29 protein-coding genes are annotated in these 21,287 nt (G+C 66.8%); 16 read left to right on the top strand and 13 right to left on the bottom strand.

Translation table 11 applies throughout. From position 1 onward, the window contains the following. Positions 1-2 precede the first annotated feature (2 nt). The 8 genes from atpA to UK23_RS20135 all read right to left on the bottom strand — a co-directional run bounded on the left by atpA (position 3) and on the right by UK23_RS20135 (position 6,767). Positions 3-1,649: a F0F1 ATP synthase subunit alpha gene (atpA, locus tag UK23_RS20170; RefSeq protein WP_045313125.1), complete on the bottom strand. Its 1,647-nt coding sequence runs from the start codon at positions 1,647-1,649 to the stop codon at positions 3-5. A gap of 46 nt (positions 1,650-1,695) precedes the next feature. Beyond that, a complete protein-coding gene (locus UK23_RS20165) occupies positions 1,696-2,529 on the bottom strand; it encodes a F0F1 ATP synthase subunit delta (protein ID WP_156213246.1) in 834 nt (277 codons plus the stop codon). 3 nt (positions 2,530-2,532) lie between these two features. Further along, complete coding sequence (locus UK23_RS20160) at positions 2,533-3,081, bottom strand: F0F1 ATP synthase subunit B (RefSeq protein WP_231114589.1); 549 nt, start codon at positions 3,079-3,081, stop codon at positions 2,533-2,535. A 29-nt stretch (positions 3,082-3,110) separates the two neighbouring features. Next, complete coding sequence (locus UK23_RS20155; RefSeq protein WP_419503895.1) at positions 3,111-3,356, bottom strand: ATP F0F1 synthase subunit C; 246 nt, start codon at positions 3,354-3,356, stop codon at positions 3,111-3,113. A 73-nt stretch (positions 3,357-3,429) separates the two neighbouring features. Continuing rightward, positions 3,430-4,209, bottom strand: a complete 780-nt coding sequence (gene atpB / locus UK23_RS20150) for a F0F1 ATP synthase subunit A (RefSeq protein ID WP_156213245.1) — start codon at positions 4,207-4,209, stop codon at positions 3,430-3,432. Positions 4,210-4,359: 150 nt separating this feature from the next. Further along, positions 4,360-4,806: a hypothetical protein gene (locus tag UK23_RS20145; protein WP_045313122.1), complete on the bottom strand. Its 447-nt coding sequence runs from the start codon at positions 4,804-4,806 to the stop codon at positions 4,360-4,362. An 89-nt stretch (positions 4,807-4,895) separates the two neighbouring features. Next, positions 4,896-6,035 carry a glycosyltransferase family 4 protein gene (locus UK23_RS20140; RefSeq protein ID WP_045313121.1) on the bottom strand — a complete coding sequence of 380 codons (1,140 nt, stop codon included), beginning with the start codon at positions 6,033-6,035 and terminating at the stop codon, positions 4,896-4,898. An 81-nt stretch (positions 6,036-6,116) separates the two neighbouring features. Beyond that, entirely contained in the window at positions 6,117-6,767 is a 651-nt protein-coding gene (locus UK23_RS20135) for an L-threonylcarbamoyladenylate synthase (protein WP_045313120.1), read from the bottom strand. Positions 6,768-7,014: 247 nt separating this feature from the next. Here UK23_RS20135 and UK23_RS48800 point away from each other — a divergent pair, with 247 nt between their 5' ends. From UK23_RS48800 to UK23_RS20085, 15 genes are all read left to right on the top strand, one after another. After that, positions 7,015-8,280, top strand: a complete 1,266-nt coding sequence (locus UK23_RS48800; protein ID WP_052684835.1) for a hypothetical protein — start codon at positions 7,015-7,017, stop codon at positions 8,278-8,280. Between the two features lie 75 nt (positions 8,281-8,355). Next, positions 8,356-9,414 carry a hypothetical protein gene (locus tag UK23_RS20125; RefSeq protein ID WP_045313119.1) on the top strand — a complete coding sequence of 353 codons (1,059 nt, stop codon included), beginning with the start codon at positions 8,356-8,358 and terminating at the stop codon, positions 9,412-9,414. Positions 9,415-9,498: 84 nt separating this feature from the next. Next, positions 9,499-9,654 carry a hypothetical protein gene (locus UK23_RS51740; RefSeq protein ID WP_156213244.1) on the top strand — a complete coding sequence of 52 codons (156 nt, stop codon included), beginning with the start codon at positions 9,499-9,501 and terminating at the stop codon, positions 9,652-9,654. A 25-nt stretch (positions 9,655-9,679) separates the two neighbouring features. Beyond that, positions 9,680-9,817, top strand: a complete 138-nt coding sequence (locus tag UK23_RS51735) for a hypothetical protein (RefSeq protein ID WP_156213243.1) — start codon at positions 9,680-9,682, stop codon at positions 9,815-9,817. Next, positions 9,814-9,936 (top strand): hypothetical protein, encoded by a 123-nt coding sequence (locus UK23_RS54620; protein ID WP_269112292.1) that lies wholly within the window; start codon positions 9,814-9,816, stop codon positions 9,934-9,936. Before UK23_RS51735 ends, UK23_RS54620 begins: the two co-directional genes overlap by 4 nt. Before the next feature lie 78 nt (positions 9,937-10,014). Next, a complete protein-coding gene (locus tag UK23_RS20120; protein ID WP_231114588.1) occupies positions 10,015-10,851 on the top strand; it encodes a helix-turn-helix domain-containing protein in 837 nt (278 codons plus the stop codon). Further along, a complete protein-coding gene (locus tag UK23_RS50390) occupies positions 10,838-11,002 on the top strand; it encodes a DUF397 domain-containing protein (RefSeq protein ID WP_082114814.1) in 165 nt (54 codons plus the stop codon). The genes UK23_RS20120 and UK23_RS50390 overlap by 14 nt, the downstream gene beginning before the upstream one ends. Before the next feature lie 100 nt (positions 11,003-11,102). Continuing rightward, entirely contained in the window at positions 11,103-11,537 is a 435-nt protein-coding gene (locus UK23_RS20115) for a type VII secretion target (RefSeq protein WP_045313117.1), read from the top strand. Beyond that, complete coding sequence (locus UK23_RS20110; RefSeq protein WP_045313116.1) at positions 11,537-12,073, top strand: DUF3558 domain-containing protein; 537 nt, start codon at positions 11,537-11,539, stop codon at positions 12,071-12,073. The genes UK23_RS20115 and UK23_RS20110 overlap by 1 nt, the downstream gene beginning before the upstream one ends. 87 nt (positions 12,074-12,160) lie before the next feature. After that, complete coding sequence (locus UK23_RS20105) at positions 12,161-13,327, top strand: hypothetical protein (protein ID WP_045313115.1); 1,167 nt, start codon at positions 12,161-12,163, stop codon at positions 13,325-13,327. Next, positions 13,324-14,073: an ESX secretion-associated protein EspG gene (locus tag UK23_RS20100; RefSeq protein ID WP_045313114.1), complete on the top strand. Its 750-nt coding sequence runs from the start codon at positions 13,324-13,326 to the stop codon at positions 14,071-14,073. Before UK23_RS20105 ends, UK23_RS20100 begins: the two co-directional genes overlap by 4 nt. Next, a complete protein-coding gene (locus UK23_RS51730) occupies positions 14,070-14,312 on the top strand; it encodes a YbaB/EbfC family nucleoid-associated protein (RefSeq protein WP_156213242.1) in 243 nt (80 codons plus the stop codon). The genes UK23_RS20100 and UK23_RS51730 overlap by 4 nt, the downstream gene beginning before the upstream one ends. Before the next feature lie 27 nt (positions 14,313-14,339). After that, positions 14,340-14,648: a type VII secretion target gene (locus UK23_RS20095; protein ID WP_045313113.1), complete on the top strand. Its 309-nt coding sequence runs from the start codon at positions 14,340-14,342 to the stop codon at positions 14,646-14,648. After that, on the top strand, positions 14,645-14,863 hold the full coding sequence (locus tag UK23_RS20090) for a hypothetical protein (RefSeq protein ID WP_045313112.1): 219 nt from the start codon (positions 14,645-14,647) through the stop codon (positions 14,861-14,863). The genes UK23_RS20095 and UK23_RS20090 overlap by 4 nt, the downstream gene beginning before the upstream one ends. 558 nt (positions 14,864-15,421) lie before the next feature. Then, positions 15,422-15,682: a hypothetical protein gene (locus tag UK23_RS20085; RefSeq protein ID WP_045313111.1), complete on the top strand. Its 261-nt coding sequence runs from the start codon at positions 15,422-15,424 to the stop codon at positions 15,680-15,682. Here the strand turns inward: UK23_RS20085 and prmC are convergent. The 5 genes from prmC to rpmE all read right to left on the bottom strand — a co-directional run bounded on the left by prmC (position 15,679) and on the right by rpmE (position 20,552). After that, positions 15,679-16,545 carry a peptide chain release factor N(5)-glutamine methyltransferase gene (gene prmC / locus UK23_RS20080; protein WP_045313153.1) on the bottom strand — a complete coding sequence of 289 codons (867 nt, stop codon included), beginning with the start codon at positions 16,543-16,545 and terminating at the stop codon, positions 15,679-15,681. The genes UK23_RS20085 and prmC overlap by 4 nt on opposite strands. Positions 16,546-16,563: 18 nt before the next feature. Beyond that, complete coding sequence (gene lpdA / locus UK23_RS20075; protein ID WP_045313110.1) at positions 16,564-17,949, bottom strand: dihydrolipoyl dehydrogenase; 1,386 nt, start codon at positions 17,947-17,949, stop codon at positions 16,564-16,566. Positions 17,950-17,958: 9 nt separating this feature from the next. Next, entirely contained in the window at positions 17,959-19,167 is a 1,209-nt protein-coding gene (locus UK23_RS20070) for an acyl-CoA thioester hydrolase/BAAT C-terminal domain-containing protein (protein ID WP_045313109.1), read from the bottom strand. A gap of 22 nt (positions 19,168-19,189) precedes the next feature. Beyond that, positions 19,190-20,254 carry a peptide chain release factor 1 gene (gene prfA / locus UK23_RS20065; RefSeq protein ID WP_045313108.1) on the bottom strand — a complete coding sequence of 355 codons (1,065 nt, stop codon included), beginning with the start codon at positions 20,252-20,254 and terminating at the stop codon, positions 19,190-19,192. A gap of 85 nt (positions 20,255-20,339) precedes the next feature. Further along, positions 20,340-20,552 (bottom strand): 50S ribosomal protein L31, encoded by a 213-nt coding sequence (gene rpmE, locus UK23_RS20060; RefSeq protein ID WP_045313107.1) that lies wholly within the window; start codon positions 20,550-20,552, stop codon positions 20,340-20,342. A 279-nt stretch (positions 20,553-20,831) separates the two neighbouring features. Here rpmE and UK23_RS20055 point away from each other — a divergent pair, with 279 nt between their 5' ends. Beyond that, positions 20,832-21,194, top strand: a complete 363-nt coding sequence (locus UK23_RS20055) for a hypothetical protein (RefSeq protein WP_156213241.1) — start codon at positions 20,832-20,834, stop codon at positions 21,192-21,194. The last annotated feature ends 93 nt before the right edge of the window (positions 21,195-21,287 follow it).

Raw genomic sequence — 21,287 nt, 5'->3', positions numbered from 1 at the left:
GATCACTTCTTGGTGGGCTCGGGCTTGTGGACCTTCACCGACTCCTGGGCGACCTTGTCGGCGTCCATCGCCTTCTCGGGCGCCTCGTTGACGATCGTCGTGCCGTCCGAAGCGGTGAACTGCTTCTTGAACTCGGTTACGGCGGCGACAACGCGCTTCTGGGCGTCCTCGGGGAACTTCTTGGTCTCGACGATGCTGCCCAGCAGGTCCGCGTGGTTGCGGCGCAGCGAGTCCTTGAAGTCCGCGACGAACCGGCGGATGTCGCCGACGGGGACGTCGTCCAGGTGGCCCTTGGTCGCGGCGAAGATCTCGACGACCTGCTCCTCGACGGGGACCGGGGAGTACTGGCCCTGCTTGAGCAGCTCGACCAGACGGGCACCGCGGTCCAGCTGGGCGCGCGACGCGGCGTCGAGGTCGGACGCGAACGCGGAGAAGGCCTCCAGCTCGCGGAACTGCGACAGGTCGAGACGCAGCGAGCCCGCGACGTCCTTCATCGCCTTGATCTGCGCGGCACCACCGACGCGGGAAACCGAGATACCCACGTTGACGGCCGGGCGGACACCGGCGTTGAACAGGTCGGACTCGAGGAAGCACTGACCGTCGGTGATCGAGATGACGTTGGTCGGGATGTACGCCGACACGTCGTTCGCCTTGGTCTCGATGATCGGGAGACCCGTCATCGAACCGCCACCGAGCTCGTCCGACAGCTTCGCGCAACGCTCGAGGAGACGCGAGTGCAAGTAGAAGACGTCGCCGGGGTAGGCCTCGCGGCCCGGCGGGCGGCGCAGCAGCAGCGAGATCGCGCGGTACGCCTCTGCCTGCTTGGTCAGGTCGTCGAAGATGATCAGGACGTGCTTGCCCTGGTACATCCAGTGCTGGCCGATGGCGGAGCCGGTGTACGGCGCCAGCCACTTGAAGCCGGCCGAGTCAGAAGCGGGGGCGGCGACGATCGTCGTGTACTCGAGTGCGCCCGCCTCCTCCAGCGCGGTCTTGACGCCCGCGATGGTGGAGCCCTTCTGGCCGATGGCGACGTAGACGCAGCGGACCTGCTGCTTCGGGTCGCCCGACTCCCAGGCCTTCTTCTGGTTGATGATCGTGTCGATGCAGACCGCGGTCTTGCCGGTCTTGCGGTCACCGATGATCAGCTGACGCTGACCGCGACCGATCGGGGTCATCGCGTCGATGGCCTTGATGCCGGTCTGCATCGGCTCGGACACCGGCTGACGCTGCAGCACGGACGCGGCCTGCAGCTCCAGGGCGCGGGTGTCGTCCGCGACGATGTCGCCGAGGCCGTCGATCGGCTGACCCAGCGGGTTGACGACGCGACCGAGGAAGCCGTCGCCGACCGGCACGGACAGGACCTTGCCCGTCCGGCGGACCTCCTGGCCTTCTTCGATCTTGTCGAAGTCACCGAGGATGACCGCACCGATGTTGCGGACCTCGAGGTTCAGGGCGACGCCGAGGACGCCACCGGGGAACTCGAGCAGCTCGTTGGTCATCGTGCCCGGAAGGCCCTCGACGATGGCGATGCCGTCGTAGGTCTCGGAGACGGTACCGACCTCTTCCCGGCTGACCTCCGGGGAGTAGCTCGAGACGTACTTCTCGATCGCACTGCGGATCTCGTCCGACGAGATCGTCAGCTCCGCCATGTCGTTCCTGCTCTCACTTCTTCGTTCTTGGGAAAGGGCTCGGGGGCTAGCTGGCGAGATTGCGGCGCAGTGCCGCCAACCGGCCGGCGATGCTTCCGTCGATGATCTCGTCGCCGATCTTGATCTGGAGACCACCCGCGAGCGAGGCGTCCACCTCGACGTGCAGGGCGATCGGACGCGAGTAGATCGTGGTCAGCGTCGCGGTCAAGCGGTCGACCTGCTCCGCGGTCAGTGCCACCGCGGAACGGACGTGCGCGACGGAACGCTGACGGCGCTTGGCCGCCAGGTCGGCGAGCTCGCCGAGGCCGTTCGCGACGCGAAGACCGCGCGGGTGGCGGACCAGCTGGTCCACCAGCGTCTTGGTGACCGGGCTGACCTTTCCCTCGATGAGGGTGTCGACCAGCGCGACCTTGCCTTCGACGGCACCGGCGGGGTCCGCCAGCAGCAGCTCGAGCTCGTTCGAGCCCGCCACGATGCGGCCGAGCCGGAACAGCTCGTCCTCCACCGAGTCGAGCTGACCGTCGCGCTCGGCACGCACCAGCAGCGTGGTGCGGGCGAGCGACTCGACGCCGTCGACGAGCTCACGCGGGCTGGACCAGCGCGCGGTCACGACGGCGACCAGCACCTGCAGCGTCGCGTCGCTCACCTTGCCCGCGAACAGGCCGCGGACGAGCCGCTCACGACCGGCGGCCTCGGACGAGGCGTCGGCGAGCGCGCCGCGCAGCGTCCGCTGCTCGACCAGCAGGCCCAGCACGGCGAAGAGCTCCTCGCCGAGCTTGGCGAGCTCGTTCGTCGACGTGGTGGCGTCGGCCAGCTCCAGCAGCCGCAGTTCAGCGGCTGCCAGAGCTTCACGACTTGCGGCATGCAACGTCATCGGCAGCCTCTACTTGCTCGCCGGCGCCGCGACGGCGTCCAGCTCGTTGAGGAAGCGGTCGACGGTGCCGCGGCGGCGGGCCTCGTCCTCGAGGGACTCGCCCACGACCTTGCTCGCCAGCTCGACGGCGGTGCGGCCGAGGTCGGCACGCAGCTCGGCGACGATCTGGGCGCGCTGAGCGTCCAGCTGGTGCTGGCCCTGCGCGACGATGCGCGCGGACTCGGCCTGCGCCTGCTCGCGCAGCTCCTCGATGATCTGCAGGCCCTCGGCCCGCGCGTCGTCGCGGATGCGCGCGGCCTCGGCGCGAGCCTCGGCCAGCTGCTCCTTGTACTGCTCGAGAGTGCGCTGAGCTTCGGCCTGAGCCTGCTCCGCCTTCTCGATGCCACCCTCGATCTTGGCCGTCCGCTCCGCGTACAGCGCCTCGAACCTCGGCGACACGAACTTCTTGATGACGAAGAAGAGGAGCAGGAACGCGACGAGACCGAGAATGACCTCAGCCAGCTGCGGAACAACCGGGTTGTGCGGCTCTTCCGCTGCCAGGATCAGGGTGCGGTACACGACGTCTCCTAACGCGTTGAAGGGTTAGGTCAGGCGCCGGCGGTCGCGATGAAGTACACGACGAAGCCGATCAGCGCGAGGACCTCGACGATGGCGAAGGTGGTCCACGCGAGACCGAGCAGGACGCCACGGGCCTCGGGCTGACGGGCGGTGCCGCTGATGACCGAGGAGAAGATCAGACCCACACCGATACCGGGGCCAATCGCCGCGAGGCCGTAGCCGATGGCTGCGAGACCCGGGTTGATGTTCCCGTTAAAAGCTTCCTGGGCGACCATGAGAGCGCTCACTGTTGCTGTTCCCTTTCCAACTCGGTCCGCGAGTCTTCGCGGATCGGAGGCTTTGTGTTTCTCAGTGCTCTTCTGCCAGCGCCATGCCGATGTAGCTGGCAGACAGCAGCGCGAAGATGTAGGCCTGCAGGCACATGATCAGCGCCTCCAGGAAGGTCAGCGCGAGGGCGAAGGCGAAGGACACCGGCGCCACGATGACGGTCAGACCGCCGTTCAGCAGCAGGAACTCACCAGCCAGGGTGAACACCAGCAGCAACAGGTGACCCGCGAACATGGCGGCGAAAACTCGGATCGCCAGCGTGAGCGGGTTCAGGATGAACTTCTGGAAGAACTCGATCGGGATCAGCAGCGGGAGCACGAACCACGGCGCGCCCGGCGGAACCGTCTGGTGCTTCAAGTAGCCCACGAAGCCGTGCCGCTTGAACCCGACGAAGTGGTACACCGGGTAAACAACCAGCAACGAAACGGCGAGCGGGAAGCCGATGTGCGACATCGTCGGGAACTGGATGATCGGGATGAGACCGAACAGGTTGTTCACGAGGACGAAGCAGAAGATCGTGAGGATCAGCGGGACGAAGGGCTTGAAGTCCTTCGCGCCGATCTGCTCCCTGGTGATGTTGTTGCGCCCGAAGTCGTAAACCGACTCGGCGGCGAACTGGAACTTGCCAGGGATGAGCTTCAGGTTGCGGCTCGCCGCGATGAAGAAGGCGCCGATGATCAGGATCGACAGCACCAGCAGGACCATCGGCTTGGTGACCTCGCCGAAGATCGGCGGGAGGAAGAAGTCCTTCACACCAGGGGCGACGAACTTGTCACCCGAAGCCAGCACCATCTCGGTCACTGTGTTCCTTCCGGTTCTCCCGGCCGGCGTTCACTCCGCCGGGGGAATCGTCACGATCTGGACTTAACGTACCTTACGGTTCGCAAGCGACTACCAGAGGCACCCCTGCTATCGGGTGTCCCTGGTCTGCGCGGACCATATCAGCAGGTCTCAGGCGCCTTCGGAGGCGGGGACCACCATCTGACTACGGCTGCGCTTGGAGGCTCTGGCCTCCAGGAACGACGTCACGAGCACCGTCGCCACCAGGGTGATTCCCAGTGCCTTGGGTTCGAGCCACGGCTGGTTGCGCAACAAGATCACCGCCAGTAGCAGCACGATCAGCTTGCCCATGAATCCACCGAGTGCGGCGACCATCACGAACATGGGATCGAGTGCTGCGGTCTTGCGCATCAACAACAACGTCGCGAGGCTCGAAGCGATGGCGATCGCACCACCGATCAATGACCCGATGAGACCAGCGGTCCCCCAGATCACAGTTGACACGACGACGCCGAGGACAAACGTGCCGAGTGCGGCCCAGGCGGCCGCGCGGAACATTTCCCCGGCGAGCCGCTGGACGGTCAGCTCGTGCGTGACGGCCTTGTCCGCGTCGCTCATGTCCCGAAGTGTAGGAACTGCGCCGGTCGTGCTTGCGCGCGGGGCGGAGTTAACGACGGTTAAGCGGACCCAAACAAGATGAACGCCGTTTACGGCTTGCGGGCGTCCCTGAGCCTCGGGATCACCGAAACCACAAACGTCACGATCAACCCGATGACGAAGCACGTGGCCACGATGATCGGGTCGAACAACGTGAGCGCCACCGCGCCGAACGCGAGCACACCGGCCCACAAGTAGATGAGCAGCACCGCGCGCCGCTGCGAGTGGCCGATCTCCAGCAACCGGTGGTGCAGGTGCATCTTGTCCGGCGAGAACGGACTTTCACCCCGTCGGGTGCGCCGGATGATCGCCATCAGCAGGTCGAGCAGCGGCACGAACAGCACGGCGGCCACGACGATCAGCGGCGAGAGCAGACCGAGCAGGTCCGCGGCACTGCCGGTGGCCTGGTTGATCTTGCCGGACGCGCTGGTCGTGGCGGCGGCGAGCATGAGACCGATGAGCATCGAGCCCGAGTCGCCCATGAAGATGCGCGCGGGGTTGAAGTTGTGCGGCAGGAAGCCCAGACAGGCGCCGGCGAGCGCGGCGGCGATCAGCGCGGGCGGGTAGGCCTCGACCGCGCCCTGCCGTTCGACGAGCAGGCCGATCGAGAACGCACACGTCGCCGCGGCGGCGATGAGCCCGATGCCGGCGGCCAGCCCGTCCAGGCCGTCGACGAAGTTCATCGCGTTGATCATGGTGACCGCGAGCAGCACCGTCAGCAGCGCGCCCTGGTTCTGGTCGAGGCTGATGGTCGCGCCGCCGTCCCACGGCACCCACGCGATCATCCACTGCAGACCGAAGAGCACCAGGATGCCCGCCGCCGTCACCTGCCCGGCGAGCTTGGTGAGCGAGTCGAGCTCGAACCTGTCGTCGATCGCGCCCACGAGCACGATGACGCCGCCCGCGACGATGACGCCCCACGGGTCGTTGGAGAAGTCGAACGCCGCCCGCAGCACCGGCAGTTGGTGCGCCACGAACATGCCGCACAGCACGCCGCCGTAGATGGCGACACCACCCATGCGCGGCATCGGCTGCACGTGCACGTCACGTTGCCGCGGGTAGGCCACCGCCCCGAGCCGGAACGCCATCGCGCGCACCAGCCCGACGAGCAGGAACGTCACGACGGCAGCGATCAACGCGACGAGCAGGTACTCGCGCACGGGAAGGACGAACGAGGATGCGGGCCCCACGGGCCTACCAATCAATCGGGAGCAGTTCGGGGTGCTCGCCACGGTACTCGCGGCGACATGATCAATTCTGGCACCCGCTGGTCAGCGGGCGACTTCGACCTCGATGCCGAGCACCTCGTCGACTTCCTTCTTGCTCACGGCCCCCTCGCGGAGGATCAGCGCGTCCGGCCCGGTGAGGTCGACGATGGTGGAGGCGATGTTCTCGCCGCTCAGCCCCCCATCGAGGTACACCGGCACCGCGTCACCGAGCTGGTCGCGCGCCTCCTGCGCACTCGCGGCCGGCGCGTGCCCGGTCCGGTTCGCGCTGGACACGGCCATGGGCCCGACGTCGCGGAGGAGTTCCAACGCGACCGGGTGCAACGGCATGCGCAGCATCACCGTGCCGCGCGTCTGCCCGAGATCCCAGGCCAGGCTCGGCGCGTGCGGCAACACGATGCTGAGCCCACCGGGCCAGAAGGCCTCGATGAGCGCCCGCGCCTGCCGGGGCACGCTGAGGACCAGCCCGTCGATCGTCGTCCAGGACCCGACCAGCACCGGGACGGGCATGTCAGGCCCGCGCCCCTTGGCGTCGAGAAGGCTCCGGACGGCTTCGGCGTCGAACGCGTCGCAGCCGATCCCGTAAACGGTGTCGGTGGGAAGGACGACAAGGCGTCCGCTTCGCACCGCACCGGCCGCGGCGGCGAGACCCGCCGCGCGGTTGCTCGGTTCGCTGCAGTCGTAGACCGTGCTCACCTCGGTGAGCCTAGCCAGCCACCCCGATCGGGTGTTCGCAAGGCCCGCCTTAGCCCCGCATCCACTCACCAGACCGGGCGAACCCACCCCGCCGAACGGCCCCAGTTCACTAGATTCCCCTCGTCTGATCGATCTGGGGGAAGTCATGCAGCAGTATCCGCCGCGCCCACAGCAAGGGCCGCCGCATCCAGGGCAGTTCCAGCCGCAACCGTTCCAGGGACCCGCGTATCCACATCACGGCTCGCCCATGCCTCCACCGCGCAAGTCCCGCACAGGCCTGTTCGTCGGGCTCGCCGTGGTTCTGGTGCTGCTGCTGGCAGGCGGAGGCACGGGTGCGTTCCTCTTGTTGAACCGCGATTCCAGCTCCACGCCGGAGGCGCCGTCGACCTCATCGGAGGCGACCGCCGCTGCTCCCGCACTGTTGCAGCAGCAGCCCGGCGAAGGCCCACCGCGCAAGTACGGCGACACGGCGGTCTACGACGCGTGCTCGTTGCTCACCATGGCGGACCTGACGAACCTCGGCATCACGCTGACCGACCAGTTCCCGGTCGGCCACGACTACGTGGACATCGACGTCCCGGCGGACAAGGCGCTCCCCCAGGGCACGCTGGACCCGCTGACCCACTGCTACTACTCGATGAAGAGCCTCGAGTGGGTACAGGTCTTCGTGTACCAGCCACCGTTCACCGCTCAGAAGGACATGGAGTCCCGGAAGGGCAAGCCGGAGCGCGGCGGCCACACGGTCCACCAGGCCGACGGCTTCTCCGTCGCCAACTACCAGGACCACAAGAACAACACCTGGGACATCTCCCTCTGGCAGCAGGACCTGATCGTCGAGGTCTCCTTCCAAACCGAGAAGAAGCAGCCGTACGGCTCGTTGGACGCCAAGGCGTTCGCCGACAAGCTGGAGTCGCTGGTGAAGGCCGCGATCCAGAAGGGCCCGACGGCACCGATGCTCCACATCTACCCCGAGCCGTTCGCCGGCAAGTTCAAGGACCCGTGCGACGTCGCGAGCGCGGACGCGTACCGGAAGTCCTACCCGAACGCCGGCCTGCCCGCGTTGGTCAAGACCCAGTTCCACGTCTTCGCATCCGACACACCGATGGAACGGCATCCGGAGTCGGCTCTGCAGGGCGGCGCGCTGTGCCAGCGCTACAACATCGCCCCCGAAGCGAGCCTCGACGTGGCGAACTACCGCGTCCTGGAAGCCTCCCTGAGGATGTGGGACAAGCCGCAGGCTGCGATCGACCGGAACGCGTACCAGTGCGACCCCGCGGACAAACACCCCTTCGGCCCACCGGTGGCGATCACTCCCTCCCTGGGCACGGGTCAGGCGTGCATGACCAACCTCCAGATCGACTGGGTGCTCGACTTCCAACTGGGCGAGGTCAACGTCAGCGTGCAGGGTGACCACGGAGGACCGGCCTCGTACACCCTGCCGCCTGTGGAGGGCCTGCGCGACGAACTGCTACCGGCGGCGCGGCACATCGCGGAACAGGGCGTGCAGAAGTAGTTGCGGCAAGGGCTTTGGCCACTCAGCGTCCCCTCAGCTTCGGCTAGTTACTTTGGCGTCGACCTGGGGGGATTGATGAAACAACAGAACGACCTCGCCGCGCCTGCGCTCATCGGGATCGCGGTCTTCCTGGCATTGGTCTTCTTCTCGATGGTCGGCCTGTTCGGGCTTCCCTTCGTCCTGCTGCGCATCAACGACGACCTGCCCGGCGAGGTGAACGGCGACCCTTCGTCCGCCGTGATGTTCCAAATGCCGGGCGACGGTCCAGCCCTCCAGTACGGCGGCGTCCCGGTCCACGACGCCTGCGCGCTGGTCACGTTCTCCGGGCTGTCGTCCATGGGCGCCCGGCTCTCCCGCGACCACGCCATCACCCACTCGCACCTGGCCGGCGACGTCCCGGCTGCTTCTCCGTCTTCCAACCCGGTCAGCACCTGCTCCTACACGCTGTGGGGCCACGAGGTCGTGGACGTCTCGGTGAACCAAACGCCGTTCAACACCACCGCCACGCTGACCCACCTGGCGGACCAGGCGACCGTTCTCGGCTCGCCGGTCCGCTCTGCTGCCGGCATGTCGGTCGCTTCCTGGCGTGAGGAGGACTCCGAGCACCTCGCGATCTGGAATGCGGACCTGGTCGTCTCCATCTCCTTGCAGGTTGCGAAGTCCACCGGGGCGTTCGAGGTCGACGCCCTCATGTCCAAGCTGGAACCCTTTGTGCTGTCCCGAATTTCCGCCGGCCCAACCGCTCCGATGCGCCACGCCTACGACGCTCCCACCAGCAACGTGAAGGACCCGTGCACCGTCGCCAGTGCCGAGGCCTACGCGGCAGCCTTCCCGTCCTCCGACGGTTTCGCGTCCATTGTGGACGGCTCTTACCCGCTGTTCGCCCCGATCCCGGAGTCCGAGGCCGGCCGCGGCAACTCCCGACGAGTCCAACTCTCCTGCAAGCGCAGCAACATCACCGACTCGGGTCCGCGCCGCACCCTGCAGGTGGATCTCGTGGTGTGGGATCGCCCCGACGCGGCAGCCCGCTACCACCGCGAAGCTGCCGGGTCGTTTCTCGCCGACAACGTGAGTGTCACCGTGTCCAACGCCAACGCCACTCAAGTGATCCGTTCGGCTGGGGTGTTCCGCTGACCCGATCGGTTTTGCCCGTGGGGCAACACCTTCCCGTTCAGGATGTCTGCTGGCTTCCTTGAGGTCGTGCTCTGCCCACATCCCGTGACCGCCGTCTTCGGCACGTTCGAGCCGCCCGACCAGTTGAACGTCATCTGCAGGTTGTGCCTCAACGCGTGGTGCGCCGACACCGTGCCGATGGAGCTGCTCGAGCGGCTGGTCACGCACCTCAGCGCCGGAAACTTCCGTCGCGTGGGCTGAACTTTCGTTCAACTGGAGGCCTTTCATGCCCGACCCGTCGAACCTCGTCCAGCTCGGCGAAGAGATCATCGAACTCTCTTCGGCCTGGCCGGACACCGGCTTGGAAAAGGTGGGCGAGTTCGCCCGCGATCTCGGCAACGCCCTCCTGGCAGACGACCAGTGAAGCGCCCGCTCATCGGCCTCGCGCTGCTCCTGGTGGCCACAGCCGCGATCGGCTTCCTGACTCCCTTGCCACCACAGGAACTCTGCACATACGGCAAGGTCTCCGACCTCCTCAGGTGACCCGATCGGGTTTGCCTGGGCCGCAACCCCCTTTTCGCCCTCCGGCAACCCGGCACCATCGTCCACATGAACCTCACCGTGCGCGCCGAGGAGCTGGGAGACGACCTGCGCCGCCTCCGCGAGGCCTCAGGCCTGTCCCTGGAACGCGCCGGTGAACTCATCGACGCCTCCGCCACGAAGATGAGCCGCTTGGAGAACGGCCTCCGCGAAGGCTCCACCGAGGACGTCGCGGCCCTGCTCGCCATCTACGGCTGCGTCGGCCCACTCCGCACCGAACTGCTGACGCTCGCCCACGAGGTGGACCGGCGCGGCTGGTGGCAGCGCGCCAAACCCACGTTCGACGAACGCGTCCGCACTCTGCTCAACCTGGAGCGCAAGGCCGACCTCATCGTCAACTACGAGTGCACGAACGTTCCCGGCCTGCTCCAACTCCCCGTCTACACCGAAGCTCTCCTGCACGAATGCGAGTTGATCCCAGCCGACGAGATACCTCATCGCCTAGCGGTCCGGTCACAGCGCCACTCGATCCTGCTCCGACCTGAGCCAACGCGGATGCTCGCGCTCATCGACGAGCAGGTACTGAGGCGGCGGATCGGTAGCCCAGTGACGATGCACCGCCAGCTTCTCCACCTCGTCGAGGCTGCCCAACTCGCGAACATCTCGCTTCGCGTGATCGCCAACTCCGGCGCCCATGCAGGCGTGAACGGCGCGTTTCTGCTGCTCAAGCGAGAGAGTGGCCACAAGGTGGTCTACCTGGAAAACCTCACTTCCAGCCTCTTCCTGGAAGAGCCCGAGGAGATCGAGTCGTACGAGAAAGCCATTCGGCTCCTGGTCCGGCGCGCCTTGCCCGAGGGAGAATCGGCAGAGGTGATCACCGAGCTGGCGGGTCGATGGGAGCAGGGTGAACTGGCGTAAGAGCAGCTACAGCGGCAGCCAGGAGAACTGCGTCGAGGTGGCGTTGACCACCTCCCACGCGGGCGTCCGTGACTCCAAGCACACGTCCGGACCTGCACTTTTATTCTCACTCAGCGCGTTCAGAACCTTCCTGACCAGAGTGAAGTTTTAGCCCAAACAGGGTTAAGTAGTTCAACGCATCCCCCGAACGGGCGCACAACTGTAAGGTCATGAGCCGACCACAGAGCGCAATCGGGGAGGGTCGAGCTTCTGTGTCCGAAGAAGTAGCGGCAAGCGGCAAGGTCGGAGCCCTATCGGGCGGCTCCTGGACCGACATCTTCACCGGCGGCTTCCAGGCCGTTGCCGAGGCCAGCAAAGCTGTAGCCGTCGCAGTGGAGACTCAGCAGTTGTCCGTCGACCCACACCTGGTCGACACCATGATCAAGAAGCTGACCGAGATGAAGGACGCGCTCAACGAGGTCCAGGACAGCGCCTTGCACCTCAGCGCGGACACCAAGCTGGGCGGTGGATACGCCGAGCAGATCAGCAAGGAAAACAGAACTTTCGGCCGAGCCGGTCAGCAAACGCTCAAAGATCTCAGCAAGGCGATCGACGACCTGAAGACACAGATCGAGAAGAGCCGGGCCACCTACCACAACACGGACCAGGCGCACGCCGACTCACTGAAGAAACTCGACGGGAAGTAATGAAGCGCATTCTCATCGCCACCACGATCGGTCTGGCCGCTCTGACCGCCGGGTGCACCGGCACCGCGGGCAACCCCACACCGACGCCTACCAGCGGTGGCGCGACTCCTACCACCGACTCCGGCTCGGCTTCAGGTCTCGAAGCGATCAAACCCTGTGATCTGCTCACCGAAGCCGACGTCAAGAGCCTCGGCCTCACGTATCCGGGCAAAGCCAAACAGGTCGGCACTGCCGACGCTTGCGCGTGGAACATCAGCGGCAACGGAGGTGTCAGCGCAGGCATCCGCTCGAAGGCAGGTGTCAACGATCTGAACCTCGACGGCGACAAGATCACGGAAACTCAGGTCGGCAAGTTCAAGGCGAAGAAGGTCGAGGCGCAGGACGGTGCCAAGAACGCTTGCACCATCGGCATCTCGGTGACCGAGTCGTCGTCTGTTCTGGTGATCGCAACACTGGACCTCAGCTCCGAGGACACCGCAGCCGCCTGTCAGCGCGCCTCGAAAGCCGCCGATCTGATCGCACCGAAACTGCCCTAACGCCGCCCGAGGGGGATTCTCATGGCACCCGTCAAACCCACCGTTCCACACCCGAACGCGAACTACCCCGGCCAGCCGCATGAAGAAATGAAGAAGCTGGTAACCGAGAAGTACAGCCCGACCGACGCGAACCTGGTGATCGACGGCTGGGGCGCGCTCGGCAGCAAGTTCAAGGAACTGGCCACCGACTTCAACATCCTGGTCAACGGGTCGCAGACAGGGTGGACGGGCAAGGCGGCCGAGGCGGTCCGGGGAGCGCTCGGCAAGGTGGGGACGTTCGCCGACACCACGGGCGAAGGATTCACGCGCACCTCGAACGCCATCGCCAGTCAGCGGGACGCGGCGGTTCAGGCGAACAAGAGCATGCCCGAGCCGGTCGACTTCAACCCCCTCGACATCGCCAAGAAATGGGCGGGCGCCTCCGTCATCTTCCCCCCGGCGATGGTCGCCTCGCCCGTCGAGATGTTCATGAAGCACAACGAGCAGCAAGAGGCCAAGGCCGAGGCTGTTCAGGTCATGCAGACGCGCGACAACACGATGATGTCGGCCGCGATGTCCATGCCCACCATGGAATCCACCCCGCAGGTCACGAACGACCAAGGCGTCACGCAAACGAGCAGCACCAACAGCTCGCACAGTCTGAGCAACGTCAACAGCAACCAGCGGTTCAGCAACACCGGCATGCCGAACGTGCCCGCGATGACGCCTCCCGGTGGGAACAACGGCACCACGAACCCGTCCTGGGTCGCGCCGCCGACGAACCAGCCGACGATTCCGCCGGGCGGCAACCAGAACAACCCGCCCGGTGGCGGCACGAACCGGCCTCCGTTCACCCCGCCCGGCATGTTGCCTCCCGGCATGCGTCCGCCCGGCGGTGGTCAGCCCGGCCGGCCCGGCCTGGGCGGTCCTGGCACGGGACGTGGACCCGGTGGTGGTGGCGGTGGTGGCGGCGCCGGTGGTCGCGGCATGGGCCCTGGCGGCATGGGCGGCGCGGCCGGTCGTGGCGGGGGAAGCTTCGGACCGTCCAACCCCGGTGGTGGTGCGGGCGTCATGGGCGCCGGCGGATCAGGTGCGGCAGGCTCGGCCACGGGTGCGGCCGGCAAAGCTGGGGCGGCCGGTGCCGGTGGCATGGGCGGTGCCGGTGGCGGCAAGGGTGGCGAGGAGGACAAGGAGCACAAGTCGAACTACCTCATCCCCACCGATGAGTTCTTCGACGACGATCGCATGGTCGCGCCACCGGTGATCGGCGGATGAGGCAGATCGCCCAGCTCTCCTTGCCCGCGTTCGAGGTTCTCTGGGAGGACCTGCGGGCGGGGAGCGTCCCCTACCCCTTCGACGTCAGCCAGCACGGCGAGACGCTCGACGAGCGCGCCCGCATCAAGGCCGCCGTGCACGCCGACCTCGAACGTCGCAATCTGGCACGGCGGGGCAGGCCGGAGCCTGATCTCGAGGACGCGCTGAACCTGTTGGCGCGCCCCGAACTTCGCGTCATCGCCCTGTGCATGCCGGACCTGAACCAGCAGAAGGTCGTCCGCGCCAGCGTGGTGGCGCGGGGCGGTTACGCGGTGCTGTTCACCCAGGAGGACACCACCTTCACGCTGAACCTGGTGCAGCCCAACGAGATCGCGGCAAGCCTCGCCAACGCGATGCCACCGGGTAGGCCAGGACCCGGCAAGCTCGTCACCGTGCCGGCCCAGGCCTTCGAAGCCCCGCAGCGACAAGAAGGATTCCGGCAGGCCGTCCGCAGCACCGACAACGACGATGTGCGCATCGCGAAGCAAATGCTGACCGGCCCGGCGATCGGCAACGGCCACTTCATCGTCCAAATAGGACAGGGACGGACGAAGCGCGACTTCCCGCCGGTCACCTGGATCGACACGAACCAGGGCCGCTACTCCAACGTCGAGACCCGCAGCGGCTGGTTCACCATCAGCCCGGCGGACAACATGGGGCTGGCCCGCCACCTCGGCCAGGTGCTGGCGATGACGAGCGAACGATGAACCCGGAACAGATGATCGCGGACCTCGAGTCCAAAGCGCAGCAGCTGCAGCAACGCTCCCAGCAGCTGCAGGAGCAGATCCAGCAAGCGAGCAGCACGGCCACCTCTCCCAACGAGGCGGTGACTGTCCGCGTCGCCCCCAACGGCCCAGATCCAGTCCGCCGAGCAGGTGGCGTCCATTGTGGAGTGGAACGGCCCTGCGCAGAAGCCCGCGCCGCCAAGCACCCAAAGGCCGGATGACGACGACGGCTTCGGGAGCGTGCTGCGATGACCGGCCCCGGCTTCCGCGTCGACGCGAGCGAGCTCCACAAGTTCGCCAAGGGCCAGCGCGCCAGGCAGGACGCCCTGGACGCGGCAGCTGACAAGTCCGCCGCAGTCGACCTCGGCGGCGACACGTTCGGCCAGCTGCTGTCCTTCTTCGCCATTGGTGCCCAGCAGTTCGCCCACGACGCCACCGCGGCGATCAAGGAACTGGCGACCGCCGTGGGCAACGCTTCCGAGGACACCACAGCCACGGCCCAGACGTACGAATCCCACGAGGATGACAACCGCGGCCGGTTCGGAGGCCCCCGATGAGCTGGACCGGGTTCAACCAGGACGGGTGGAACCCCGACAACTACGCGGGTGCCGGGCCTGTCGAGTCGTTCGTCCAGACGGTCGACTCCCTCGAACCTGACAAGACCACGCTGATGTACGGCCTGCTGCTGCCGCTAGCCGTGCTCCTGAACGCCGCCTTCATACTGTTCGTGGCGAGGCGTCCTGTGCGCGAACCGTCGCCGACTGGCAACTGAGTGGCGCACACGCGGTCACGCGCGAGGCGGCGGATCCTCGAGCGCGTGACCGCGTGCCCTCCCCAACGTCAGAAGATACGACCGTTTGGCCCCAACGTGACCAAACGTCAGGTTATTGGCCAGGATTTGGCAACTCATGCCCACCACTGCGCACCCCGACAGCCCTCATTCGGCGCATTGACAATTCGCAATTCGGCCGCGTCTGGTCAATTCCGAGCTGGACCGACTATTGTGCCAGCAAACAGCAGAAAGAGCACCGAAAGCACGCTCACCAAGCCTCTGACCAGCACAGATGCCAGGTGTGCGATTCAATGACAGAAAGTGGACAGGACAATGTCATCTCCCATGGAGGGCGCTGGACCCATTCCGGGGTCGTCCGGCGCCGATCGCCGGGAGTGGATAGCCGCTCGTACTCGTGCCGGTCTCGCCGCGCGGACCGCGCGCGCCCGGCAGAGCGGTGGGCCTGACCGCGCCGTTCTCGATGCCCTGCAGGCTCACCGGCGGGTTGTCCGGGAGCAGCAACGACAGCACGCCGTGCGAGGAGTGCGGGGGAAGCACATGAGTGACCGGGATTTCGTCCACATCGGACACATCAGAGACGTCAGCGAGGTCCTGCGGCTCCTCGACGAGCTGCGCGAGGATCTGAACGACGCCAAGGCTCCGACGTCGACCATCGAGACCATCGACGATCTGCGGGTCGAGGCGCGCAAACCCAAGCCCAGCAAGGACATCACGGCCGTCCTGATGGAACGGCTGGCCGACCGCGGGCTCGGCGAGCAGATGAGAGAGCTGGAGAAAGCCTTCGACGTGCTGTTCTAGGAGACGCGGCGGGCGGTCGCGAAACGGGGGCGTCCGGCCAGATCAAGATGGTCAGCCACGTCCGTCAGAACCCGGCGCGCCGAGAGCAGCGCCGGCACGGACTCGCCCTGCGTGTCGTCGTGCTCGATCCCGACGAAGCCGCCGGGCCGCAGCCACCGGGCGGCAGCGGAGACGACGTGCCGGATCACGTCCAGGCCATCCGCGCCGGAGAACACCGCGTGGTGCGGATCGTGCACGCCGACCTCGGGCTGCACCTCGACACCCTCTGGCACGTAAGGCGGATTGCACACCACGAGGTCCACCAGACCGTCCAAATCGGACAGCAGCGAAGGATCCGTGGCGTCGCCGGAGTGCAGCAGAATCGGCGTGTCACCGGCAGCGACACGAAGATCGGAGTTGCGGCGCGTCCAGGCGAGCGCTTGCGGGTCGATCTCCACCGCGTGCACGACGGCGTCCGGGCGGGCGGCGGCGATCGACAACGCCAGAGCGCCCGAGCCGGTGCAGAGGTCGACGACCACGGGTGAGGAAACGCCGACGAGCGCCTTCAGGCCCCACTCCATCAGCAGTTCGGTCTCCGGGCGCGGCACGAACACCCCCGGCCCGACCTCGACGGAGATCGAACCCATCGGAGCCCAGCCGAGGATGTGCTGCAGCGGAATGCGCGAGGCCCGCACCAGGACGAGCTTGTGCAGCTGGTCGATCACCGGCGGATCGACCAGCGGGATGAGCGGCAGCCGGCCGCGTTCGACCCCGAGCACGTGCGCGGCCAGGTACTCCGCGTCGACGCGCGGACTGTCCACCCCCGCGTCGGAGAGGATCTTGGCCGCCTCGGAGATCGCGAGACGGAGCGGCTGCCGGTTCATCATCAGCGCAAAGTTATCTCAGAAGTTGATCATGTGCCCGGCCAGGCCGTGCACCGCTTCCTTCACGGCCTCGGACAGGGTCGGGTGCGCGTGGACGTTGCGGGCGACCTCGTGGACGGTGAGGTCCCACTGCTGCGCCAAAGTCAGCTCTGGCAGGAGTTCGGTGGCCTCGGGGCCGATGATGTGGCCACCGAGCAGCTCGCCGTGCTTGCCGTCGCTGATCAGCTTCACGAAGCCGCCGGGGTCGGCCAGGCCGTGCGCCTTGCCGTTCGCGGTGAACGGGAACTTCGCGACCTGGACGTCGTAGCCCTTCTCGCGGGCCTGCGCCTCGGTGTAGCCGAACGACGCGATCTGCGGCTGGCAGAACGTCGCCCGCGGGATCATCACGTAGTCGAGCTCCATCGTCTCGGCACCCGCGATGGTCTCGGCGGCGATGACGCCCATCGACTCGGCGGTGTGCGCGAGCATCAGCTTCGCGGTGACGTCACCGATGGCGAAGATGTGCGGCACGGACGTGCGGCCGCGGCCGTCGATGTCGATCGCGCCGCGGTCGGTCAGCTTCACGCCGGTGTTCTCCAGGCCGTAGCCCTCGACGCGCGGCACGAAACCGATGGCCTGCATGACCTTGTCGGCTTCCAGCACTTCCTGAGCGCCGTTCTTCGACACCGTCACGCGGACCCTCGGACCCGACTCGTCGATCGACTCGACGCGGGTGCCGACGCGCACGTCGACGCCCAGCTTCTTGTAGCGCTTGAGCAGCTCGGCGGACACCTCTTCGTCCTCGAGCGGCACCATCCGGTCGAGGAACTCGACGATGGTGACCTTCACGCCGTAGTTGTGCATGACGTAGGCGAACTCGACGCCGATCGCGCCCGCACCGGCGATGATGATCGACTCGGGCAGCTGCTCGGTCATGATCTGCTCTTCGTAGGTCACGACGCGGTCGGACTTCTGCGTGTTCGGCAGCATCCGGGTCGTGGCGCCCACGGCGATGATCGCGTGGCCGAAGGTGATCGTCTCGTCCCCGACGGTCAGCGTGTGGTCGTCGGTGAAGTCGGCCCACCCGTTGTACTCGGTGATGCCGTTCTTCTTCATGAGGAAGTGCACGCCCTTGACGCGGCCGTCCGCGACCTTGCGGCTGCGCTGCCACGCGGCGCCGTAGTCGAAGCTGACGGTGCCCTCGACGTTGATGCCGAACGTCTTCTGCTCGTGCGTGAAGATGTGCGCGAGCTCAGCGTTGCGCAGCAGCGCCTTCGACGGGATGCAGCCGACGTTCAGGCAGACGCCGCCCCAGTACTTCTCCTCGACGATGGCGGTCTTCAGCCCGAGCTGAGCCGCACGGATCGCGGCGACGTACCCGCCGGGACCCGCACCCACGACCACGACATCAAAGTGTGCGCTCATAAGCACACCCTAGGTCCCGAGCTGCTCCTGCAAGAACTCAACCGTCCGTTTCCAAGCGTTCGCCTGAGCGTGCGCTGTGGCCTGCGGAACACCACCACCCGAGAAGGTGACACCAGGCCCCGGATAGGTCACCTCGGTAGCCGGACGGTACGGCGGGGCCGCGATCAGGTGTCCTGCCTCGGGATACACGACGTGCTCGAACGGGAACGGGTGCTCGTGATCCTTCAGCCGCCGCATCGCGACGTCGCTCAGCTCGGTCGACGGCCACCCGTCGTCGTGCCCGGACGAGATGAGCAACACACCCCCGACGATGTTCTCGACGCGGATCTCGGTGTCCTCGGGAATGCCGTCCGACGTGTCGAAAGCGAGCCGCAACGGCACCGGTTCACCGTTGACGATCTTCGACCGCAGCTCGCCGCCCACGTAGTACGGCAGGTACGGCAGCGGCTCGCCCTTCAAGGTCCACGACGCCGCGTCGTGCTGGAGGATCTGCAGCAGGTTCGCACCGGGCCCGATCCCCTGCGTCACCACACCGCTGCCCACCACGCTCACCACGGCCCTGATCTGCGGGAACGTCGCAGCAACCAGCAACGCCAGCTCACCACCGCGCGAGCCACCGATGACGCCGATCTCGCCGCAGCGTTCGGAGAGGTACTCGATCGCCGTGCCGAAGTACTCGAGCGGGATGTCCACGAGGTGCTCAGGCAGGTCCTTCATGCCGAAGTAGCCGAGCGCGAACGCCACGAACCCGTGCGCGGCCAGCAACGCCGCGTCCGACTCGTGCAGCCCGCCCTCTGACCCGCCGAGCACGATCACGCCCGGCAGCTCGGCGCCGTCGTCCTCAGGGGCGAACAGCGTGCCCACGAGCCCGTTCTCCCGCACCTCGACGCGCTCGACGCCCTCGGGCACGGTCAACCGTTCGAGGAGGCGGTCACCCACGCCCTCCACCGACAGGCACATTGGGCTCGGCTTGCCCCCGGTGCGCTCCATCGACCAGAACAACCCCATCGGGTCAACGCCGCGATAGCTGCCGTCCACCGGCGCGTGCCTGGTCAGGTCGACGACACCGCGGTCATCGGCCGTGAAGACGGCATGGGACGCACGGTCGCCTGTGGACAGTTGAACGGTGATCTCGTTGCCGGGCTTCAGCCCCACGACGACGATGTCGACCGGTTGGTCGAGAGGCGCTATCTGTGGATTCACCAGGATCTCGGCCACAACGCGCCCCTCTCACGTCGGTTTACCCGCCTGCGAGCCGTTCTGCCCGGTCGGCGGCGGCCAGCGCGTCCACCACCGCGTCCAGGTCACCGTCGAGCACCTGGTCCAGGTTATGCGCTTTGTACCCAACCCGGTGATCAGAAATTCGCGATTCGGGGAAGTTGTAGGTCCTCACCCGTTCACTCCGGTCAACGGTCCGGATCTGGGTGCGACGCGCGTCGCTCTGCTCCTGCGCCTTCTGCTCCTCGGCGAGAGCCACCAGACGGCTCTGGAGGACCTGCATGGCGCGGGCCTTGTTCTGCAACTGGCTGCGCTCGTTCTGGCAGGACGTGACGATCCCGGTGGGCAGGTGCGTGATGCGCACCGCGGAGTCGGTGGTGTTGACCGACTGCCCGCCCTTGCCGCTCGACCGGTAGACGTCGATGCGCAGGTCCTTCTCGTCGATCTCGACCTCGGCGGTCTCCTCGGTCTCCGGGAAGACCAGAACACCGGCCGCGGACGTGTGAATGCGCCCCTGGGACTCCGTGACGGGCACGCGCTGCACCCGGTGCACGCCGCCCTCCCACTTCAGCCGGCTCCACACCCCGTCCGGCGTGGCGGACTTGGTCTTGATGGACACCGTGACGTCCTTGAACCCACCCAGGTCCGAGTCCGTCCCGTCGAGCATCTCGACCTTCCACCCGTGCCGCTCCGCATACCGCGTGTACATGCGCAGCAGATCGCCGGCGAACAGCGCGGACTCCTCGCCGCCCTCGCCGGACTTGATCTCGAGCAGCACGTCGTCCCCGTCGTGCGGGTCACGCGGCAACAACAGCTCGGTGAGCTTCTCCTCCAGCTTCGGGAGCTGCTCCTCGAGCTGCTCGACCTCTTCCTGGAAGCCCTTGTCCTCGGCCGCGAGCTCCTTGGCGGCCTCGAGGTCACTCTTCGCCTGCTCGATCTCCCTGGCCGTCTTCACGATGGGCCCGAGCTGGGCGTACCGCTTGCCGAGCTTGCGCGCGCCCGCCTGGTCAGCGTGCACGGCGGGGTCGGCGAGCTTCTTCTCGAGCTCGTCGTACTCGGCGAGCAGACTGTCCAGCGACTGCGACACTTCAGGACTCCCTCGTAGTGGCCTGCAAGACGGCAAACGGCGCCTGCCCCGGCAAATTTGCCGAGGTCAGGCGCCGTTGAAGCAGCTACTTGTTGCGCTTGCCGTAACGCGCCTCGAAGCGCGCGACGCGACCGCCGGTGTCCAGGATGCGCTGCTTGCCCGTGTAGAACGGGTGGCAGTTCGAGCACATCTCGACGCGAACCTCGGTCGCCGAGGTGGTGCTGCGCGTGGTGAAGGCGTTGCCGCAGCTGCACGTCACCTCGGTGACGGTGTACTCCGGGTGGATTCCAGTCTTCAAGATCTTGTCCCTTTCAAGGATGGCCGCCGGGTCCCAGTTGGTGAACGGGTGAACCGGAGCCGGACTCGACCATTTAGTTTGCCAGACGCTTCAACACCAGCAAAAACGCGGTTGTTCCCGAGCCCTCCACAGCACCTCACAGGTGGCAGAAGTCACAACCACTTAACGTCCCTGATACGCCGTTCGGCGCAAGGTGCAGCCGTTCGGCCACATACGGCTCCGTGTTGTTGGTGAGCGTCCATCACACTGTGTGCCGTGTTCTGCACTGCCGAGCGGCCCGTGAGCCAGCGCCTGTGGCTGGCCGTGCCGTTCCTCTTCTCTTTCGCCGTGTTCGGCCTGATGGGGTCGGCGGGCCTGATCACCGCGTCCTGGACCACGGTGCCGCTGTCACCGGTCGTGTCCGGCGCGGGCGTGGCGGTGGCGGCCGCCGTGTCGAGCGGCGTGCGGTGGAAGCGCCCGTGGCAGCGAATCTGGCTGCGCTGGCCGTACCTGGCAGCAGTCCTGGCGTTCGGCGTCGTGGTGGGCGCAGTGGAGATCCCCGCGCTGGTCACCACGGTGGTGGGTTTGCCGGTGCTACTGGGCCTGGTGTTCCAGTGCCTGGTGCAGAACGACGAGAGCCAGCCAGCCTCGAACTGCCGCTGACCCCTCGGGTGTGGCTCGCTCCGGTGCGACTCGTGACGGGACCCACCGGACCGCACCACCTACGCAACGCGCAGCCGCCCTGAGCAACAGGCG

The sequence above is a fragment of the Lentzea aerocolonigenes genome, assembly GCF_000955955.1.
Taxonomy (GTDB): domain Bacteria; phylum Actinomycetota; class Actinomycetes; order Mycobacteriales; family Pseudonocardiaceae; genus Lentzea; species Lentzea aerocolonigenes_A.
Note: the sequence above shows the minus strand (reverse complement) of the source record. Positions and strands in the feature narration are given on the sequence as shown.

What these genes read in the sequence shown, in the direction of transcription:
- UK23_RS48800 (WP_052684835.1), top strand. Translation starts at nt 7,015, where the DNA reads ATGCCTCCACCGCGCAAGTCCCGCACAGGCCTGTTCGTCGGGCTCGCC.
- UK23_RS20155 (WP_419503895.1), bottom strand. Translation starts at nt 3,356, where the DNA reads ATGGTCGCCCAGGAAGCTTTTAACGGGAACATCAACCCGGGTCTCGCA.
- UK23_RS20145 (WP_045313122.1), bottom strand. Translation starts at nt 4,806, where the DNA reads ATGAGCGACGCGGACAAGGCCGTCACGCACGAGCTGACCGTCCAGCGG.
- UK23_RS20090 (WP_045313112.1), top strand. Translation starts at nt 14,645, where the DNA reads ATGAGCTGGACCGGGTTCAACCAGGACGGGTGGAACCCCGACAACTAC.
- UK23_RS20095 (WP_045313113.1), top strand. Translation starts at nt 14,340, where the DNA reads ATGACCGGCCCCGGCTTCCGCGTCGACGCGAGCGAGCTCCACAAGTTC.
- atpA (WP_045313125.1), bottom strand. Translation starts at nt 1,649, where the DNA reads ATGGCGGAGCTGACGATCTCGTCGGACGAGATCCGCAGTGCGATCGAG.
- prmC (WP_045313153.1), bottom strand. Translation starts at nt 16,545, where the DNA reads ATGAACCGGCAGCCGCTCCGTCTCGCGATCTCCGAGGCGGCCAAGATC.
- UK23_RS20100 (WP_045313114.1), top strand. Translation starts at nt 13,324, where the DNA reads ATGAGGCAGATCGCCCAGCTCTCCTTGCCCGCGTTCGAGGTTCTCTGG.
- UK23_RS51730 (WP_156213242.1), top strand. Translation starts at nt 14,070, where the DNA reads ATGAACCCGGAACAGATGATCGCGGACCTCGAGTCCAAAGCGCAGCAG.
- UK23_RS20085 (WP_045313111.1), top strand. Translation starts at nt 15,422, where the DNA reads ATGAGTGACCGGGATTTCGTCCACATCGGACACATCAGAGACGTCAGC.
- UK23_RS51735 (WP_156213243.1), top strand. Translation starts at nt 9,680, where the DNA reads ATGCCCGACCCGTCGAACCTCGTCCAGCTCGGCGAAGAGATCATCGAA.
- lpdA (WP_045313110.1), bottom strand. Translation starts at nt 17,949, where the DNA reads ATGAGCGCACACTTTGATGTCGTGGTCGTGGGTGCGGGTCCCGGCGGG.
- UK23_RS20125 (WP_045313119.1), top strand. Translation starts at nt 8,356, where the DNA reads ATGAAACAACAGAACGACCTCGCCGCGCCTGCGCTCATCGGGATCGCG.
- UK23_RS20110 (WP_045313116.1), top strand. Translation starts at nt 11,537, where the DNA reads ATGAAGCGCATTCTCATCGCCACCACGATCGGTCTGGCCGCTCTGACC.
- UK23_RS20105 (WP_045313115.1), top strand. Translation starts at nt 12,161, where the DNA reads ATGAAGAAGCTGGTAACCGAGAAGTACAGCCCGACCGACGCGAACCTG.